The 18068-nt window shown below is 68.7% G+C and carries 17 protein-coding genes; 3 read left to right on the top strand and 14 right to left on the bottom strand.

Features of this window, described 5'->3' with window-relative positions; genetic code table 11:
- Positions 1 to 113: 113 nt before the first annotated feature.
- From ACFOD4_RS00430 to mobB, 3 genes are all read right to left on the bottom strand, one after another.
- Positions 114 to 464: an antibiotic biosynthesis monooxygenase family protein gene (locus tag ACFOD4_RS00430; RefSeq protein WP_379592457.1), complete on the bottom strand. Its 351-nt coding sequence runs from the start codon at positions 462 to 464 to the stop codon at positions 114 to 116.
- A 66-nt stretch (positions 465 to 530) separates the two neighbouring features.
- On the bottom strand, positions 531 to 1796 hold the full coding sequence (locus ACFOD4_RS00425) for a molybdopterin molybdotransferase MoeA (protein WP_379592455.1): 1266 nt from the start codon (positions 1794 to 1796) through the stop codon (positions 531 to 533).
- The gene (mobB, locus tag ACFOD4_RS00420) at positions 1784 to 2299 is read right to left on the bottom strand and encodes a molybdopterin-guanine dinucleotide biosynthesis protein B (protein WP_379592453.1); all 516 of its coding nucleotides are present in this window, start codon (positions 2297 to 2299) and stop codon (positions 1784 to 1786) included. The genes ACFOD4_RS00425 and mobB overlap by 13 nt, the downstream gene beginning before the upstream one ends.
- A gap of 89 nt (positions 2300 to 2388) precedes the next feature.
- On the opposite strand from mobB, the gene ACFOD4_RS00415 reads away from it, so the two are divergent.
- Entirely contained in the window at positions 2389 to 3387 is a 999-nt protein-coding gene (locus ACFOD4_RS00415; protein WP_379592451.1) for an NADP-dependent oxidoreductase, read from the top strand.
- A gap of 42 nt (positions 3388 to 3429) precedes the next feature.
- Here the strand turns inward: ACFOD4_RS00415 and ACFOD4_RS00410 are convergent, their stop codons facing one another.
- On the bottom strand, positions 3430 to 3684 hold the full coding sequence (locus ACFOD4_RS00410; protein ID WP_379592449.1) for a GlsB/YeaQ/YmgE family stress response membrane protein: 255 nt from the start codon (positions 3682 to 3684) through the stop codon (positions 3430 to 3432).
- Positions 3685 to 4027: 343 nt separating this feature from the next.
- On the bottom strand, positions 4028 to 4285 hold the full coding sequence (locus ACFOD4_RS00405) for a hypothetical protein (protein WP_379592447.1): 258 nt from the start codon (positions 4283 to 4285) through the stop codon (positions 4028 to 4030).
- Here ACFOD4_RS00405 and ACFOD4_RS00400 point away from each other — a divergent pair.
- The gene (locus ACFOD4_RS00400) at positions 4284 to 6818 is read left to right on the top strand and encodes a cation:proton antiporter domain-containing protein (protein WP_379592445.1); all 2535 of its coding nucleotides are present in this window, start codon (positions 4284 to 4286) and stop codon (positions 6816 to 6818) included. The two genes, ACFOD4_RS00405 and ACFOD4_RS00400, sit on opposite strands and share 2 nt — an antisense overlap.
- A 3-nt stretch (positions 6819 to 6821) precedes the next feature.
- Here the strand turns inward: ACFOD4_RS00400 and ACFOD4_RS00395 are convergent, their stop codons facing one another.
- From ACFOD4_RS00395 to ACFOD4_RS00380, 4 genes are all read right to left on the bottom strand, one after another.
- Positions 6822 to 9038 carry a response regulator gene (locus tag ACFOD4_RS00395; RefSeq protein ID WP_379592443.1) on the bottom strand — a complete coding sequence of 739 codons (2217 nt, stop codon included), beginning with the start codon at positions 9036 to 9038 and terminating at the stop codon, positions 6822 to 6824.
- A 224-nt stretch (positions 9039 to 9262) separates the two neighbouring features.
- Complete coding sequence (locus ACFOD4_RS00390; RefSeq protein WP_379592441.1) at positions 9263 to 9880, bottom strand: class I SAM-dependent methyltransferase; 618 nt, start codon at positions 9878 to 9880, stop codon at positions 9263 to 9265.
- Between the two features lie 41 nt (positions 9881 to 9921).
- Positions 9922 to 10974, bottom strand: coding sequence for a glycosyltransferase family 4 protein (locus ACFOD4_RS00385; RefSeq protein WP_379592439.1), 1053 nt, complete (start codon positions 10972 to 10974; stop codon positions 9922 to 9924).
- A gap of 11 nt (positions 10975 to 10985) precedes the next feature.
- The gene (locus ACFOD4_RS00380; protein ID WP_379592635.1) at positions 10986 to 11810 is read right to left on the bottom strand and encodes a UDP-2,3-diacylglucosamine diphosphatase; all 825 of its coding nucleotides are present in this window, start codon (positions 11808 to 11810) and stop codon (positions 10986 to 10988) included.
- Positions 11811 to 12000: 190 nt separating this feature from the next.
- Between ACFOD4_RS00380 and ACFOD4_RS00375 the strand changes: the two genes are divergently transcribed.
- Entirely contained in the window at positions 12001 to 12909 is a 909-nt protein-coding gene (locus ACFOD4_RS00375; RefSeq protein ID WP_379592437.1) for a diacylglycerol/lipid kinase family protein, read from the top strand.
- A gap of 2 nt (positions 12910 to 12911) precedes the next feature.
- Here ACFOD4_RS00375 and ACFOD4_RS00370 read toward each other — a convergent pair whose 3' ends face one another.
- The 5 genes from ACFOD4_RS00370 to ACFOD4_RS00350 form a co-directional block, all read right to left on the bottom strand.
- Positions 12912 to 14075 carry a mandelate racemase/muconate lactonizing enzyme family protein gene (locus ACFOD4_RS00370; protein WP_379592435.1) on the bottom strand — a complete coding sequence of 388 codons (1164 nt, stop codon included), beginning with the start codon at positions 14073 to 14075 and terminating at the stop codon, positions 12912 to 12914.
- Between the two features lie 203 nt (positions 14076 to 14278).
- Complete coding sequence (locus ACFOD4_RS00365; protein WP_379592433.1) at positions 14279 to 15064, bottom strand: inositol monophosphatase family protein; 786 nt, start codon at positions 15062 to 15064, stop codon at positions 14279 to 14281.
- A gap of 51 nt (positions 15065 to 15115) precedes the next feature.
- Positions 15116 to 15955, bottom strand: coding sequence for a metallophosphoesterase family protein (locus ACFOD4_RS00360; RefSeq protein WP_379592431.1), 840 nt, complete (start codon positions 15953 to 15955; stop codon positions 15116 to 15118).
- A gap of 3 nt (positions 15956 to 15958) precedes the next feature.
- Complete coding sequence (locus ACFOD4_RS00355; RefSeq protein WP_379592429.1) at positions 15959 to 17242, bottom strand: ABC transporter substrate-binding protein; 1284 nt, start codon at positions 17240 to 17242, stop codon at positions 15959 to 15961.
- Between the two features lie 5 nt (positions 17243 to 17247).
- Positions 17248 to 18063: a carbohydrate ABC transporter permease gene (locus ACFOD4_RS00350; RefSeq protein WP_379592427.1), complete on the bottom strand. Its 816-nt coding sequence runs from the start codon at positions 18061 to 18063 to the stop codon at positions 17248 to 17250.
- Positions 18064 to 18068 lie beyond the last annotated feature (5 nt).

The following is an 18068-nucleotide window of genomic DNA, read 5'->3' as shown; positions in this document are numbered from 1 at the left end:
CTTGCAAGGCCGTCCCCGTCTCAGAAATTGCGGGCTTCGCTATGAGGCGCTGTTTTGGGGGCTTCCTCGAAAGCGGAGGCCAACAGGTGATTTCCTTGGCTGTGGGGTCCGCCTCAGCTTCCGGCTGCCGTCACAAGCGGCTCGGCACCGGGCAAGGTCACCGACTGGAGGACTTCAAAGCCTTCAAACTGTGGGGGGCCGAGATACAGGTTCCGGCTGCCTCCGGCACTGCGATGCGCGGCCCGAAACGCTTCGGAGGTAGTCCAGGCCTCGAAATCCGCCTTGCTGCGCCAGATCGTGTGCGAGGCGTAGAGCGTATGATCCTCCCGCGCCGGGCCGCGCAACAGATGGAACTCCACAAAGCCCCCGACCTTGTGCAGATGCGATTCGCGCGACATCCAGAGCTGCTCGAACTCGGCTTCCGCCCCGGACGTGACCTGGAAGCGGTTCATGGCGATGAACATGCGGCGGGAACTCCCTGGGGTGATGCCGCCAAGATGGGGTTCCGCCGCGATTGCGGCACCCCGCCCTCAGAACAATCCGGCAAAAGGCAGCACGGAGATCACGTCGCCCGGCGCCACCGCGGCCAGATCCTCCGGCAGCTCCGCGAAGGCATCGCTCGCCACGAGGGAGGCGAGCGAGGCGGAACCCTGCCGCGGAAAAGCGGTGGCCAGCGGTATCCCGTCCGGCTGCGGCGCCAGCGCCACGCGCAGGAATTCGCGCCGGCCCGGCCTTTTGTCATGGGCAAAGCCGGATCGGGCGGGAATGCGCAGCAACTCCTCCGGCCGGGCGCCGCAGAGCCTCAGGATAACCGGCCGCGCCAGGTGCAAAAAGGCCACCATGGCTGCCACCGGGTTGCCCGGCAGGCCCACCACCGGGATGCCATGCGCCACACCCATGGCCACAGGGCGCCCTGGCTTCACCGCCAGGCGCCAGTGCGACACGGTGCCGCTGCGCGCGATGGCGTCGCGCACATGGTCCGCCTCGCTGCCGCTGACGCCGCCGGAAGTCAGCAGCAGATCCTGTGTGGCCGCGGCGTCGGACAGAGCAGCGGCCATCGCCGCGGCGTCATCCGGCAGGATGCCCAGATCGGACGGCTCCACCGGCAGGCCGGCCAGCAGGGCCAACAGCATCGGGCGGTTGCTGTCGAAGCGTTGCGCGGGCCCTGGCATGCCGTTTGGCGGGACCAGTTCCTCGCCGGTGCTGAACACGCCGATGCGCGGCCGCCGCCGCACCGGAAGGCTGCCCTGCCCCAGCGCGGCCGCCAGGCCGAGATGCGCCGGATTCAGCCTCAGCCCCTGCTGCAGCGCCAAGGCGCCGGACACAACATCCTCGCCCGCCAGGCGCCGGTTGGCCCCTGGCTGGATCGCCAGGGCCAGGCCCGGTGGCATCAGCAAGGAACCGGCCTCGATCCGTGCATCCTCCTGCATCAACACGGTGTCGGCGCCTTCCGGCAGGGGAGCTCCGGTCAAGACGCGGAAGGCCTCGCGAGGGCCGAGGCGACCGGCCCCCGCCTGGCCTGCCATGACCCGGCCGCCAAGAAGCAGCCGCGCCGCCCCCTCGCCCGGCAGATCGGCATGACGGAAGGCGTAGCCGTCCACGGCGCTGTTGGTGAAGGGCGGCAGCGAGTGCGATGCCTGCAGCGCTTCCGCCAAGACGCGTCCACGCGCGGCCTGTAGCGGCACCCTCTCCTGCCCATCGAGCGGGTGGACGGCGCGTACCGCAAGAGCGGCCGCCTCCGGCAGGGTCAGCAGGCCGCCTCCATGGGCAAAGCAGTCGCCGCTTAGCGCACCCATGGCAGGCCTTCCGCGGCATGGCGCAGGATCAGCGCCGCCACCGCCTCCACATCGTCGAGCGCAGCATGGCCGCCATTCCAGCCCACAGGGGGCGGCACGTCGCTGGCAATGGCCCGGATCAGGGGGTCTCCGGGATGCAGCCAGGATTTGCCGTTGGCAGCACGGTGGATCTCCAGCTTGGGAATCGGATCTCGCTTGAAGCCTTCCACCAGCACCAGATCCACCGGGTCCAGCCGGCGCAGCAGGACATCCAGCGGCGGCTCGGGTGCGCCACGCAGCTCGCTCATCAGCGCCCAGCGCCGGGCGGAGGAGATCAGCACCTGGTGGGCTCCTGCCTGCCGGTGGGTGTGGCTGTCCTTGCCCGGCTGGTCGAGGTCGAAATCGTGGTGCGCGTGCTTCAGGGTCGAGACGACAAGGCCCCGCGCGGTGAGACAAGGGATCAGGCGTGCAAGCAGTGTGGTCTTGCCGGCACCGCTCCAGCCGGCCAATCCGATCAGGCGCATCGGAAGGCATTAGGGATTGTTGCCCCTGGCCGCAAGCCGCCGTGCGCCCCACCTGTGGCCTCGAAACCCTTTGCAAGAGGAGCCGCCGCATGGCCGAGGCCAACCTGCAGATCCTGCTGAAATCCCGACCGGAAGGTCGTCCCGGGCCTGAGCATTTCGAGCTGGTCCAATCCCCCATCCCCGAGCCGCGGCATGGAGAGGTGCTGGTGCGCCACCGCTTCCTCTCGCTGGATCCCTACATGCGTGGGCGGATGAGCGATGCCGTCTCCTATGCGCCGCCGGTGCCGCTGGGCGGGGTGATGGAAGGCGAGTGCGTCGGCGAGGTGGTGCAGAGCCAGCATCCGAACTTCGCTCCCGGCGACTGGGTAAGCGGCGCGCGCGGCTGGCAGGGCTGGTCGGCGGCGCATGGCTCGACCCTTGTGAAGCTCCCCGCCGGATCGGGAGTATCGCCCTCGGCCTATCTGGGGGTGCTGGGTATGCCCGGCCGGACAGCCTGGATCGGCGTCACCGAGGTCCTGCGGCCGAAGCCGGGCGAAACCTTTGTGGTGGCAGCGGCCTCGGGCGCAGTGGGCGCCGTGGCCGGCCAGGTGGCTCGACGGATGGGCGCCCGCGTGGTGGGCATTGCGGGCGGCGCCGAGAAATGTCGCTACGTGACCGAGGAGCTGGGCTTCGATGCATGTCTCGACCACCGGGAAGGGCTTGAAGCGGCTCTGGACGCGGCCTGTCCCAATGGCATCGACTGCTACTTCGAGAATGTCGGCGGGTCTGTGCAGAAGTCGGTTTTCCCTCGCATGCGCGAGTTCGGCCGCATCGCCTTCTGCGGCATGGTGGCGGAATACAACCAGTCGCCTCCGCCGCCCGGTCCAAACCTGATGGCGTTGGTGCGCAAGCGGCTGACATTGCAGGGCTTCTTGGTCAACGACCATCCGCGCGCCGGGCAGGAATGGATGCGGAACGGAGCGGTGCTGCTGCGCGAAGGAAAGCTGCAGTTCCGGGAAGACGTGGCGCAGGGGCTCGAGAATGCGCCGGCAGCCTTTGTCGGGCTGCTGGAAGGACGCAACTTCGGCAAGCTGGTGGTGGCAATCTGAAGCCGGGACGGGAGGGCCGCAGCCCTCCCTCGGCACCGCCGGTCAGACGGCGCGGCGCCCGGCAACCATGCGATAGATCACAAGGATGATGATGGCACCGAGTACGGCGCCGATGAAGCCGGCGCCTTCTCCGGCCCGGTACCACCCGACTGCCTGGCCGAGATAGGTGGCGACCACGGCGCCCACGATGCCCAGCAGGGTGGTGATGATGAAGCCGCCAGGATCCTTGCCCGGCATCAGGAATTTCGCGACCAGCCCCGCGAGGAAGCCGATGATGATCGTAATGATGATGCCCATGAGGCTGTCTCCGCCAGGGGGCGTGGCCGCCCAGTTGCCGTTGCGAGAAGGACGGGGGCACCGGGCCCCCGCCATTCGGTCGGATGTCCGCCAGCGGGGCGACGCCGCGGCGCCGCCTTCGCGTTATCGTCGTTGTGCCTGGGCGTGAGGGCGCCCTGGCGCGTCTGCAACGGCCCGTGACGCTCGCGGTTGCGCTCGCGGAAGTCGATTTGCCGCAAGGAACCGAGGTTTTTGCCCGGCGGCACAAGCGGGAGCGGGATCTTCAACCGGAAGGCAGCACATCATCCTTCAAGGTCCGGATGACGATCGCTCTTGCGCGGTGGCGACCTGTGCGGCTTCACCATCAAGGATCTGCCGCGGCATGAGGCAGCGCGGATGAACCTTCCGTCACGGAACGGCAATCCTGCGGCAGGGCGTGATCATGCACAGCAGCAGCGCCACTGGCCAAAGGAATGGCGATCCAGGCCGTGTCGATGCGCGATCGCTCCGGCAGCACGCCGGGCTGGCGCCAGATCCTTCGAATCCCATCCGGCAAGTCACGCCCTGCCACCCCTGCCCGCACCCGGCCCCCAAGGGCCTGGCGCCAGAAGTCCGGATCCATGCTGACCAGCCTCCCCAACACCCTGCTCGCCATTGCCCTGCTGCTGATCGTGGTCAGTGCCATTCAGCCTCTGGCACGAAGGCTGATGCTGTCCTCCACCGTGCTGCTGGCGGTGGTGGGCGTGCTGCTGGGCGGCGGTGCGACCGTGCTGATCGACACCAGCCACACCAAGGCCATCGACGAGGCGGCCGGCACCCTGTTGCGCTTTCCGGTCAACGCACAGGCCTTTCTGTTCATCTTCCTGCCGCTGCTGGTGTTCCACGGCGCGCTGTCGATCGATGTGCGGCGCCTGGCGCGGGACTGGGCACCGGTGCTGGTGATGGCTGTGGTGGCGGTCTTCGCCACCACGGCGGCGATCGGCTTCGCGTTGCAGCCGCTTTCCGGCGTGTCGCTGACCGCCTGCCTGATGCTGGGCGCCATTGTCGCGACCACCGATCCCTCGGCCGTGGTAGGCATCTTCCGCGACATCGGCGCCGACAGCCGCCTGACCCGCCTGGTGGAAGGCGAGAGCCTGCTGAACGACGCCGCCGCCATCTCGATTTTCACCATCTTCCTCGGCCAGCTTACCGGGCAGCATGGGGCCGCGCCGCTGGATGTCGCCTTTTCTTTCGTCACCTCTTTCGCCGGCGGGCTGGCGGTGGGATTCCTGATGGCGCGGGCCATGCTGTTCGCCGTGCCGCTGATGGGTGGAAACCGCACCGCCGAGGTCACGCTGACCCTCGCCCTACCCTATGTCGCCTTTATTGTCTGCGACCACATGCTGCATGTCTCGGGCGTGGTGGCGGCGGCAGCGGCCGGGCTCACGGTCAGTGCGGTGGGTCCCTCCACCTTCCGCCCGCGTTCCTGGCAGTTCCTGCAGGACATCTGGGACCAGCTCTCTTTCTGGGGCAGTTCCATGGTGTTCATCCTGGCCTCGATGCTGGTGCCGCGGCTGCTGCTCGGCATGCAGATGCGCGACCTGCTGCTGATCGGCGTGGTGATCCTGGCGGCCATGGCGGCGCGTGCCGCCGTGCTGTTCGGCGTTATGCCGCTCTTGCGCCATGCGCGGCTGTCGCAGCGTGTGCCGATCCCCTTCAAGGTGACCATGCTGTGGGGCGGACTACGCGGCGCCATCACCCTGGCGCTGGCGCTGGCGGTCACCGAGAACGCGGCCGTGCCGACGCATATTCAGCAGTTCGTCGCCATCGTCGCCACCGGCTATGTGCTGTCCACCCTGCTGGTGAACGGCACCACCCTGCGCTTCCTGGTGCATGCCCTGAAACTGGACCGGCTCTCAGCCACCGACCAGGCGCTGCGCAACCAAGTGGTCGCCATCGGGCTGGGGGAGGTGCGCGACAGGCTTCGCCGCACCGCAGGCGAGCTGGGCTTCTCTCCTCCCGCCACCGCCCATGTGATCGAGATGTATGACCGGCGGGTGAAGGTCGAAACGGCTGCCAACACCTTCGACACCGCCATCGGCGACCGCGACCGCGTGGTGCTGGGCCTGATCACCTTTGCCAGTCAGGAACGCTCTCTGCTGCTGGAGATGTTCCAGGATCAGGGCCTGTCGCGCAGGGTCATGGAAACCTTGCTCTGGACCGCCGAGAGCATGATCGACGGTGCCCGCGCCGAGGGCCGCTACGGCTACATCCAGGCGGCCCGGAAGCGGCTGCAGCCGGGAATGCGCTTCCATCTGGCCCAGTGGCTGCACCGCCGCTTCCGCATCGACACGCCGCTGATGCACTGCATGGCCGAGCGCTTCGAGATGTTGCTGCTGTCGCATCTGGTGTCCGCCTCCATGTCCCGCTTCATGCGGCGCCGCATGGAGCCGGTCCTGGGCCAGCGCGTCACCGAGGTGGTGGGCGACATCATCGGCCGCCGCGAGGACCTGCTGAGCGAGGCGATGGAAACGCTGCGCGTGCAGTATCCGGGCTATGCCGAGGCGCTGGAGACGCGCATCCTCCGCCAGATCGGTCTGCGGATGGAGATAGAGGAATACGCCACGCTGCGGCGCGAATCGCTGGTGGGTGAGGAGCTGCATGACGAGCTGCTGCGTGGGCTGGAGACGCTGCGGGCCCAGATCTCGCGGCCGCTGCAGTTCAACATCCAGTCGGGACTCGACAAGCGGATCGAGGAGCTGCCGATCTTCGCCGGACTGCAGGATGCGCTGCTGCATGACCTGGCGATGAGCGTCACCATCCGCTTCGCCGTGCCGGGCGAGTGGATCTACCGCTCGCGCCACTCCGCACGTTCGGTCTTCTTCATCAGCCGTGGCGAGGTGGTGCTGCAAGGCGGGGCCGGCGAGCTCACGCTCGGCCATGGCGATGTGCTCGGCGAATCCGAACTGCTCGCCGGCCAGCAGCGCCGCCGCGGCCGGGCACGGGCTGCCGGATTCTGCTACCTGCTGGAGCTGGAAGCCAGCGCCTTCCGCCGCCTGCTGGCCGAGGCGCCGGAACTGGCGGTGCGGATCGAGCGCATTGCCGAGGCCCGCCGCCCGTCCCCGGCGGTGGCGCCGGAAGCGGCGCCCGCCCCGGCCGCCGTTGCAAGCGCCTGAGCCCTACCGTGCCGTGCCTGTTGTTCCACCATCCTGCAGCAGGGCGGCCAGCCGCACCGCCAGCGCCTCGGGATCGATCGGCTTGTGCAGCAGCTGGAGCGCGCCGGCGCCCGCCGCTTCCTCCAGCGCCGCAGCGCCGGCATCGCCGGCATAGCCGGTGATCAGCAGCGCGGGGAGGCCGGGTCGCCGCTGCCGCGCCGCCCGCACCACCGCCAGCCCATCCATTCCCGGCATGGCCAGGTCACTTACCAGGGCGTCGCACGCGCCGCCGCCATCGAGGTGCATGACCGCTGCCGGTCCATCAGCCGCCTCGACCACCTGGTAGCCCTGGTCGCGCAACGTGGCGCCCAGGACTTGGCGGACCTGTTCCTCATCATCGACCAGCAGCACATGGCCGCTTCCGACCGGCACCGGGGACGGTACGGCCGCTGGCTCGGCCTGCGCGCCCTCGGGCGCAACAGGCAGCCAGAGCGTGACCACCGTGCCCTCGCCGGGCCTGCTGTGCAGCGCCAACGCGCCGCCCGACTGTTCCGCAAAGCCCTTGGCCATGGCGAGGCCGAGTCCGGTGCCTTTCCCCTTTGCCTTGGTGGTGAAGAAGGGTTCCATGGCCTGGGCCAGGGTGACGGCATCCATGCCGGTTCCGGTATCGGTCACTTCCACTGTGAGGTAGCCGCCAGAGCCTCCAGGAAGGCCCGGGGGCGGCGTGGCCTGCCTTCCCGGCTCCTGCGGCGGGTGTTCCGCGGCAAGGCGCAGTCGGAAGGTCAGGCGCCGCTCGGGCATCGGCAGCATCGCATCGCGGGCATTGATCGCCAGGTTGATCAGCACCGTTTCCAGCTGGGCACCATCCGCGAAGGCGGGCGGCAATCCCGGCGGCATGTCCAGCACGATCTCCACCTCGCGGCCCAGCGTGTGCGTCAGCACCTCCCGCAGTCCCTGCAGCATCGGCTCCAGCGGCACCGGGGCCGCCTTCAACTCAACACGGCGCGCGAAGGCCAGCAGCCGTCGGGTGACGGCCGCGCCGCGTTCCGAAGCTTCCAGCAGCATGCGCGACAGCCGCCGCACCCCGGCCTCGTCCCCCGGCCGCTTGGCCAGCAGCTTGGCGCCGCCCAAGATCGCCTGCAGCACATTGTTGAAGTCATGCGCGACCCCGCCGGCCAGCCGTCCGAGCGCCTCCATGCGCTGGGCCTGGACCAGGCGCTGCTGTGCCGCTTCCCGTTCCCGCCGGGCCATTTCCAGGTCGTAGAGTGTGCGCCGGCGGTCGAGCCAGAGCATCGTCAGCGCCAGCGCTGCCAGCAGCAGCACCGAGAAGGCCAGCGCCGTCGCCCGCAGGGACGGGCGAACAAAGGCCGTGCCCTGGATCTCCTCGGCAGTGTCAAGCGACACGGCGACGGCCAGGGGAGCCTCCGCCAGGTTGCTGAACCCGGTGAGCTTTTCGCGCTCGCCGGCAGAGGCCGGCATGATCAGCCCGCCGGCGCGTCCCGTGGCCAGTGCCTGCATCAGGGGATCGCCGGGCGGCAGCACATCGCCCAGCTGCTGCGACGCGTCGCGCCCATGCGCCAGTACCGTGCCGTCCCGCCGCAGGATCAGCGCCGCGCTATGCGAGCCGAAGCTGAGCGCTGTGAGATCGCGCGAAAGCTGGATCGGATCTACCGAGACAACCAGGATGCCGGCCTGGGCACCCGTCTTGTCGATCATCGGACGGGTGAACTGCAGACTCCATTGCTGTGACACCCGCCCCACCAGCGGAGCGCTGACGAACAGGCCCAGGGGCTGCTCGCGATGCACGGTGAAATGTTCCCGGTCACCGAGCCACACGGTCTTCCACCCGGGTTCCGAAGACCAGGCGAGCCAGCCGTCATTGGCGACCACCGCGATCTGCAACACGCCGAGGCGGCCATTCTCCGCCACGCCCCTGAGCTGCGTCTCCACCACATCCAGCGCGGAGATCGCGCCCGCCTGTCGCAGTTCCTGCCGCGCCAGGGCCAGCTCGCCCAGGCTGCGGATACCTTCCAGCAGGCGCAGCAGATTCTGCTCGATGGCCTCGGACGCGACCTCGGCACGGGCCAGCGCAGCAAGCCTGGCACTGGCTTCCACCCGGTCGGCATTCCGATCGGCCAGCATCCAGGCCACGCTGGAGCAGGCCAGCCAACCGATCACGGCCAGCATTCCCAGAGCCAGCCCCGCGCCCGGACGCCGCCGGGTCGAGCGATGTTTCTTCAACAGGGCCATCAAGCGCCGGCCATGCCCTTCTTCCAGAGCGGGCTTGCCACGAAGGGGCCCTCATCCTGCGGGCCACCGTGACAACCGGCCGTTCCGGGGCGCCGGGCCGCCGCCCGCACGCTGCACCCCTCCGCCGCCGCAAGGAACCTGCCAGCCGGCGGATGCTATGAGGCCGGCAGCGGTTGGGCAATGGCTGATAATGATCCGAGTTGCCGCACTGCCCCTCACCCGGGCGTGTAGCGCCACACGCTGGCGGGCGGAAAGTTGAGCGGCGTCCAGGCCTCGCGCCGTGCCGTGAGGCCCAGTTTGCGCCAGGGCAGCGGGGAAGTGACGCAGTAACTGAAGTGAAGAAAGCCGCGCCCGGGCGCCACCGCCTGCACCGCCTCCACCAGCCGACGCTGGCGCTCCAAAGGCAGCAGCACCAGGGGCACGCCGCAGATGGCGGTGCCGACCCGGCCATGCAGCGCGCGTGGCAGGATCTCGGCCAGTTCGAAGGCATCCCCGGCCAGCACCGTCGCGCCCGGAAGGGTGCGGCGCAGATGAGCGGCCATGTTGGCCTCGATCTCGATCACCACCAGCTGCCGTGCCGGCAGGCCGTGGTCGAGCAGGGCACGGGACACGACGCCAGTGCCGGCGCCGAGTTCCACCACCACCTCGTCGGGGCCGCACTGCGTGTGCCGCGCGATGCGGCTGCACAGCGCGGCGGAAGACGGAATGATGCTGCCCATCCGCAAGGGATTGCGGAGCCATTGGCGCAGGAACTCGCCGTGTGCTGGCTGGCCGGGTGCCCCGGCGGCTTGGCCGGCCAGGGGCGGGCGATGTTCAGCGATGGGATCGGACACGGTGCATTCCTTCGGGGCCGGGGGCCGGCCGGGCGCCTGCCTCAGGCACGGGCCGGGGTCAGGGTATCGCGGAACCGCGCGGCGCAGGCGGCCCAGGACCAGGTTTCGGCATGGCGCCGGCAAGCGGCGCGATCGGCCTCCAACGCGCCGAGGCAAGCGATGCGCAGATCCTCGTCCAGCGCACCGACCTTCTCCGGCGCGGGGGCGATCACGTCGATGGGGCCGGTCACGGGGAAGGCGGCGACGGGCGTGCCGCTGGCCAGGGCCTCCAGCAGCACCAGCCCGAAAGTGTCTGTGCGCGAAGGAAACACGAAAACGTCCGCACCCGCATAGGCGGCCGCGAGATGTCCGTTGTCGAGCCGCCCGGTGTAGCGCGCCGTAGGATAGCGGGCCTGCAGCGCGGCGCGCTGCGGCCCCTCCCCCACCACCGCCTTGCTGCCGGGCAGGTCGAGTTCCAGAAAGGCCGCGATGTTCTTCTCCACCGCCACTCGCCCGGCATAAAGGAAGACCGGGCGGGGCAGTCCGGCAAAGGGATCTTCGTGGTCGGTACCGGGCCCGGGTGCAGTGCGCGGGTGGAAGCGCTCCGTATCGACGCCGCGCGACCAGGAGGTGAGATTGGCGAAGCCTCGTTGCTTCATCTCGGCGGCCAGGGAGGGCGTTGCCACCAGCACGGCGGCCGATGCCGCATGGAAGCGGCGCATCACCGCCCAGCTCCAGGACCGGGGCACCCGCGTACGGGCGTGGAGATAGTCGGGGAAGCGAGTGTGGAAGGAGGTGGTGAAGCGCCAGCCCCGCTTGAGGCAGAGTGCGCGCGCTGCCCAGCCCAGCGGCCCTTCTGTCGCGATGTGCACTGCGTCCGGATGGAACTGGTCAATCAGCTGAACCAGCCGCCGTTTCGGCGCCAGGGCGAGGCGGATCTCCGCGTAGCCGGGCATGGCCATGTTGCGGAACCGGTCAGGCCCGATCACCTCCACCGTGTCGCCGCCTTCCCGCAGCAGGTTGACCACTTGCGTCAGGGTCCGCACCACGCCGTTCACCTGCGGCAGCCAGGCATCGGAAACGATCAGCAGGCGCGCGGGAATGCCCGGCGTCATGGACGGGGCGCTCAGGCCGGCAACGCCACACGCGGCGGCGGCGCGGGCACCGCAGGCCATGGCGAGAGGCGGTTCTCCGCCGCCCAGTCGATCAGCTCGAAGCGCCCGTCATGATGCTCGACCAGGGCGGTGCAGGACTCCACCCAGTCGCCATCGTTCATGTACAGCACGCCTCCGATGTCGCGCATCTCGGCATGGTGAATGTGGCCGCAGATCACGCCATCGAAGCCGTTGCGCTTGGCTTCCAGCGCCAGCGCCGATTCGAAGCGGTCGATCGCCATCACCGCCCCCTTGACCTGCCGCTTCAGCCACTGCGACAGCGACCAGTAGGGATAGCCGAACTTGCGCCGCACCAGGTTGAAGTAGCGGTTCAGCGAGAGCGCGAGGTTGTAGGCGCCGTCGCCCAGATAGGCGATGAAGCGAGCGTAGCGCACCACGCTGTCGAACTCGTCGCCGTGGATGACCAGGAAGCGGCGGCCATCGGCAGAAGTGTGCTCTGCCTTCAGCGCCAGCTTGACGCCGGCCATCTCGAGCCCGAGCCAGTTGCGGAAGATCTCGTCGTGGTTGCCGGGGATGTAGGTGACATCAGTCCCGTTGCGCGCCTGACGCAGAATGAGGCGGATCACCTCATCATGATGAGCGTCCCAGAACCAGGTCTTGCGCAAACGCCAGCCATCCACGAAGTCGCCCACGAGGTACATCTGCTCGCACTCGGTGCGTGACAGGAAATCCGCCAGGAAATCGGCTCGGCTCCCGCGTGTTCCGAGATGCGCGTCGGATATGAAGATGCTGCGGTAGCGGCGCTTCTGGACAGAGGCGGAGCGGCTCTGGTGCATGGTCATCCCGCTAAGGTCTTCCCGCTGCTGCGACACATGTTTCCTACACGTTGCGCGCGTGTGAAGTGCGTGACGTTTCCCTGACAGGCGACGGATTATCGTGAAACTTCGGCGACGGTGCCGGCCTCGGGCGATGAAGCCGCCGCAGAGCTGCTTATAACGCGGGGATCCTTGAGGTTCATCGCGCAGCATGACCACCCTGTCCTCCGTCGCGCCGCTGATCGTCTTCAATCCTGCCGCCGGCAACAGGCGACGCCAGAAGCTGCAACGCGCGCTGCGGCTGCTGCCCGGCGCCGAGCTGGCGGAAACCCGCGCCCCCGGCCATGCCGAGCACATAGCGCGCGACGCGGCACGGTCGGGCCGCCCCTGCATCGTCGCCGCCGGCGGCGATGGCACCATTGCCGAGGTTGCCGCCGGCCTGGCCGGGCATAACAGCGCCCTGGGCATCCTGCCGCTCGGCACGGCCAATGTGCTGGCGCATGAGCTGGGCCTGCCGCTTCTGCCAGAGGCCGCCGCCGCGTGCCTGACGCGCGGAGAGGAGGCGCTGCTGTGGCCCGGCATCGCCCGCTTCGCTGACGGGCGGCAAAGGCTGTTCGTGCAGATGGTCGGCGCCGGGTTCGACGCGGCCGTGGTGCACGGTCTCGACCTGCGGCTGAAAAAGGCGATCGGGCGCGGCGCCTATGTCTGGCAGTCACTGCGCGAAATGCCGCGCTACGGCTTTCCGCCCATTGCCGCCACCTTGGACGGGAACCAGCCGCTCCTGGCCTCCGCCCTGGTGGTCAGCAAGGGGCGGTTCTACGCCGGGCGCTACATGCTGGCGCCGGAGGCACGGCCGGTGGAACCGGGCTTCCACGTGGCGCTTATCCAAGGCGGAATGGCGCGAGCCATGCTGGCCGGCGCCCTGCTGCCGCTCGGCCTGTTGCCGCGCCTACCGGGGCTGAGGCTGCTGCGCGCCGGCCATGTCGCCCTGGCCGGCGACGCCGTGCCGGTGCAGGCCGATGGCGATCCGGTGGGGAACCTGCCCGTGGAACTGCGCGACGCCGCCGGGCCACTGCGGGTGCGTATCGCCGCAGCCCCGCGCCAGACCGGAATGGCCTGATCCTACCCCACCGTCGCGTGCAGGAAGGGCGCGATCTTGTCGGGAAGCAGGCTGATGCCGAGACCCGGCGCATCGGGAATGCGCAGACGCCCGCCTTGGATGCGGCGCTCCGGAGGGTCGTCGGTGAACTCCACATAGCCCGGCATGTCCTGCCAGTAGGTGTAGATCTCCTGGATGGCGAAGTTCGGGATGCAGGCAGCGAGCTGCAGCGCGACGGCGGTGGCGACCGGGCTGCCGCAAACATGCGGTTGCACCCGCATGGAATAGGCCTCGGCCATGGCGGCGATCTTCTTGCCCTCGAGGATGCCGCCGCACAATGCCAGGTCAGGCTGTACGATGTCGGCTGCATGCGCCTCGAAAACTGGGCGGAAGCCGTAGCGGGTGTAGAGCCGCTCGCCCACCGCGACCGGGATGCGCACGCCATCCGAGATCTTCTTCAGCGTGCCGATGTCGAAGGGGTCGCAGGGTTCCTCGATGAAGAAGATGTCGAGGTCCTCCACCTTGCGGCAAAACCGCAGGGTTTCGTCGCAGGTCAACCCGCCGCTAAGGTCGAGCATGAGGTCGATCTCCGGGCCCACCGCCTTCCGCAGCCCCCGCATCTTCGCCAGCGCCAGCGACATCGCCTCTCGCCCCAGTGACCGGCTGGAGGGATGCCGGGAGGTCGCGCCTGGATGCGCCTCGCGATAGGCGAAGGGATACCATTTGAGCGCATCGTAGCCCTCCGCCACGGCTTGCTCGGCGGAGCGCAGGAAGGGCGCGACCTCGCGATGGTCCTGCGCCCAGCCATTCAGGTAGACGCGCACGTCGTCGCGCATCTTGCCGCCCAGCAGCTCGTAGACGGGGACGCCCAGCGCACGGCCCTTGATGTCCCAGAGTGCCTGCTCGATGGCGCTTATGGCGGAGAAGACGATGGGGCCGCCGCCCTTGGCCCAGAAGCTGTGATCGTACATCTCGGCCCACAGCGCCTCGATGCGGAAGGGGTCGGCGCCGATCAGCATCCGCTCGGCAATGTCGCGCAGCATCCCGGCCGCCGCCGTGGCGCCGAGGCCGTAGGCGATGCCGGCCTCGCCGATGCCGGTGATCCCCTCATCGGTCAGGATCTCGACGATCACAGGATGCAGCCGCGCCGATTGCACCGTGTAGATGCGGATCTGCCTGATTTTCATGCTGTCCTGACCCCCTCACCGGTGATGCGCCGGGCGAGCAGGCTAGGACGGTGTGTGCGGGCTGCAAAGCACCGAGGGCACTGCACCCTGGCTTTTTCCGCAAGGCATGGCCTCTTCTGCATCCCCTTCCACGGACCGGCTTCCACGAAGCCTTGGACCCTTGGCGACAAGCGGACAGGAGGGGCCGCTCCCCTTTCGTGCCCTCAGGCCGCGAGACGCATGCCCGCGATGCCGGCCAGCGCCTCGGAGATGCCCGGAGCGGCCGCCAGGATGGGCCCGCCCCGCTCGGCGCCGCCATCGGCCATGAAGGGGCTGACCCGCGCCCCGGCTTCAGACAGCACGCAAAGCGCCGCTGCGACGTCCCACAGGTTGATATGCCGCTCCACATAGGCATCCAGCGTGCCGCAGGCGACATCGCACAGCCCGAGCGTTCCGGAGCCACCGGAGCGCATCATGGCACCGGCGCCCATCACCGCCTGGCACAGAGCGTGGTAATCGGGGTTCGCCACGCGTGGCGACCAGCCGCATTCCACGATGGCGCGGCCCATCTCGCGGGTCGCGGCTGCGCGGATGGGCTTTCCGTTCAGCGTGGCGCCGCACCCCTCGGAGGCCAGAAAGCACTGGTTCAGCTCTGGCGACACCACGGCACCCAGCACCGCACGGCCCTCGGTGATCAACCCGACCGACACGCACCAGCGCTGCCCGCCATGGGCGAAGTTGGAGGTGCCGTCGATCGGGTCCACGACCCAGCGCAGCGTGCCTTCCCGGTGCATCCCGGCCTCCTCCCCCTGGAAGCCGTCTTCGGGAAAGTGCTTCGCCAGCTCGTCGGACAGAAAGCGCTCCACCGCCCCGTCCGCCTCCGTCAGCCAGTCCTGCGCGCCCTTGAGGGTGATCGCCTCGCTGTTGGCGGAAGGGCGCAGGCCCAGCGCCAGGGATGCCGCCTGCCGCGCCAGCGCCTCGGCAACGCGCAGCCTCTCGCTCAGATCCATTGTCTTGTCCATCGTCGTGCGGCACCGTTGTAGCAACGGCGCCGCGACGCGTCAGGCGGCGATGGACCGCATAGCCGGGTAGATGCCGGGCATCAGGCCAAGGTCGTTCCGCACCATGCCCTCGGGCCGCACCAGCCGGCACTCGTGCCGGCCATCCTCGTGCAGGAGGTGCTCCACATAGCCCACCGGCTTCTCGCCCACCGGGTGCTGCCAGGTGTCGCCCACCATGAAGGCCGCGGCCGGCGCCCAGACCTGCCGGAGCCCTTCCACCGTGCCGCGGTCGCGCCACTGATGCACATGCCCGGAAGCGATAAATGCGGCCGGGTGCCGTGCGAGCAGGTTGAGGATGCGGCGCCGCGGTTCCGGCTGCACCGCCCAGTATGTGGTATCCGCCTCGGCCACCGTTTCCTCGCAGAGAGGCTTGTGGATGAACAGGCCGATAGCCCGCCCCGCCGCCGTCTCCAGGCTTTCCTGCAAGAACTGGAACTGGTCCTCGTTCTGCGGCAGGTCGGTGCCGGTGATCAGGGTGTTCAGCCCGATCAGGCGCCAGCCCGGCACGTCGCGGCGGAAATGATCCCGCCCGATGATGCCGAGCCAGCGCGAAAGACGCTCGGCATCGGCCGGCGTCGGCCCGTTCAGCTGCGGGTCGTTGCCGACATCGTGGTTGCCGGGGATCGCCACCCACGCGAGGCCAAGCGCCTCGTGCTTCTCGCGGGCGAAGACAAGGTCGTCCCGCGCCAGCTCGCCATGCGCCGAAAGGTCGCCGGTGTTGACCACGAGATCCGGTGCCGAGGCGCGCAGATGCACGGCCAGCACATCGAAATTGGCGGTGAACTCCGGGTGCTGCGGGGAGAGATGCGTGTCGCTGATCTGCGCGATGCGGAACGCCACGGATCAGGACTTCCGCGGCAACAGGCGGCGCACTTCGGCGGCCATTTCGGGCTGTACCTGCTCGGCCGTGGCGCGGCCCTCGACGATGCGGGCGAGGTTGTCCACCATGGTCTGCGTCACGCGCACCGAATTGGTTCCCGGAAAGGCGTACCAGGGGATCGAGATCGGGATCTGCTTCACCGACGGCACGAAGAGGGGGTTCTCGTCATAGAAGGCCGCCAGATACTGCGGATCGTCGATGGCGATCTGATTGCAGGGCAGATAGCCGGTGTTGGTCACCATCATCGCCTGCCCCTCGGGGCTCGTGGAGAAGCGCAGGAACTTGTAGGCGGCCTCGCGCCTGAGCGGGTCCTTGGCCGTCAGCATGCCGGCGGCGCCGCCCGTGGGCAGGCGGCCCTTCCCGGCATCGATCACCGGCATTCCAGTGGTGCGAAGCTCGAAATTCCGGCCAACGCCCGAAACGGTGCCCCGCACCAGCGCGGTGGTCTGGAAGATCATGCCGACCTTGCCGGCGGCGAAGGCTTGGCGCGCGGCAGCGGCGGTCAGGTTGGGCATGCCGCCTTCCTTGACCATGCGCTCCACCAGCTTCAGCGCGCCAAGCCCCTCGGCGCCGGCAAAGCCGACATCGCTCTCGTCGGCGTTCAGCATGCGGCCGCCATGGCCGAACAGCAGGGCGGAGAACATCCAGTCGTCGCCGGTCCAGGTGAACCACATGCCTTCATGGCCGTCGCCCAGCGCCTTGATCTTCGCCGACAGGGCCAGCACACCGTCCCAATCCTTCGGGAAGTTGTCCGGATCGCCACCGGCACGCCGCACCAGATCGGCGTTGTAGTAGCAGATCGGGTTGGAGGCGGCGTAGGCGAGACCGGCCTGCATGCCACCGAAATGCCCCAGGGCGAGCTGGTTCGGGCCGTACCCCATCTTCGATGGGTCGCCTTCCGCCTTCAGCATCGGCGTCAGGTCCTGCGCGACGCCGCGCTCTGCGAAGACGCGCAGGCGGTTGAAGCCCTGGTAGGACAGGTCGGGCAGCTGGTTGGTCGCCGCTTGCCGCAGCAGGAGCTGCGCGCCTTCCTCGTAGTTCGGCGTGGTCACGGTCTTCACCCTGATGCCGGGCTCGCGCTTGGCGAATTCAGCCAGGATGGCGTCGTAGCTGCCTTGGTAGATATAGGGCTGCGCGTAGTGGACAGTGATCTCCGTGCCGCCCTGTGCCCTGCCGATGGCGGGCATGGAAAGGGTGGCAGGCAGCGCCCAGGAGACACGGATCATGGCGCGGCGGGAGAGGTTCATATCGGTCAACCCTTGAGGCCGGTGGAAGCGATGCCTTCGACGAAGCGGCGTTGCGCCAGAAGGAAGGCAATGACGAGGGGCGCGGTCATGATCATGGCGGCGGCCATCAGCGCGCCGAAATCATCGCCTGCCTCGGCGGAGCGGAAGAACATGACGCCGAGCGCCGGCGTGGCGTGGCTGTCGCCATTGGCGACGATCAGCGGCCAGAACAGGTCGTTCCAGTGAGCGACGACGGAGAAGATGCTGAAGGCCGTGGCGGCGGGCCAGGCATTGGGCAGCACAACACGCCAGACGATGGCCATCTCGCTCATGCCGTCCAGCCGCGCGGCGTGGATCAGGTCATCGGGCAGCGACTTGAAGAACTGCCTGAACAGGAAGATGGCGAAGACCGAGATGGTGAAGGGCGCGATCAGCGCGGTGTAGGTGTTGAGCAGCCCCATCTGGCTGAAGGCGACATAGAGCGGGAGCGCCGGCACATGCGGCGGCACCAGCAGGCCCAGCATCACCGCGCCGAAGACGAACTCGCGCCCCTTGAAGCGCAGCTTGGCCAGCGCATAGCCGGCCGGCACGGCGAACAGGATCTGGAAGGCCAGGATGCCGCCGCAGACGATCACGCCGTTCAGCAGGTAGCGCCCCACGGGCAGGCGCTCGAACACCTTGCCGTAATTCTCGACGCCGAAGAAGCGCTCCGGAAGCAGGGTGAGGCTGGCGCGGAAGATCTCGTCCAGCGGCTTCATGCTGGCGGCGGCCATCCAGATGTAGGGCATCAGCATCAGCAGGCCGGCGGCGGCCAGGAACAGCAGGCGTGGAAGGTCCCGCATCAGTG

Source organism: Teichococcus globiformis, assembly GCF_042646265.1.
GTDB lineage: Bacteria > Pseudomonadota > Alphaproteobacteria > Acetobacterales > Acetobacteraceae > Pseudoroseomonas > Pseudoroseomonas globiformis.
This window is presented reverse-complemented; position numbering and strand designations above follow the sequence as displayed.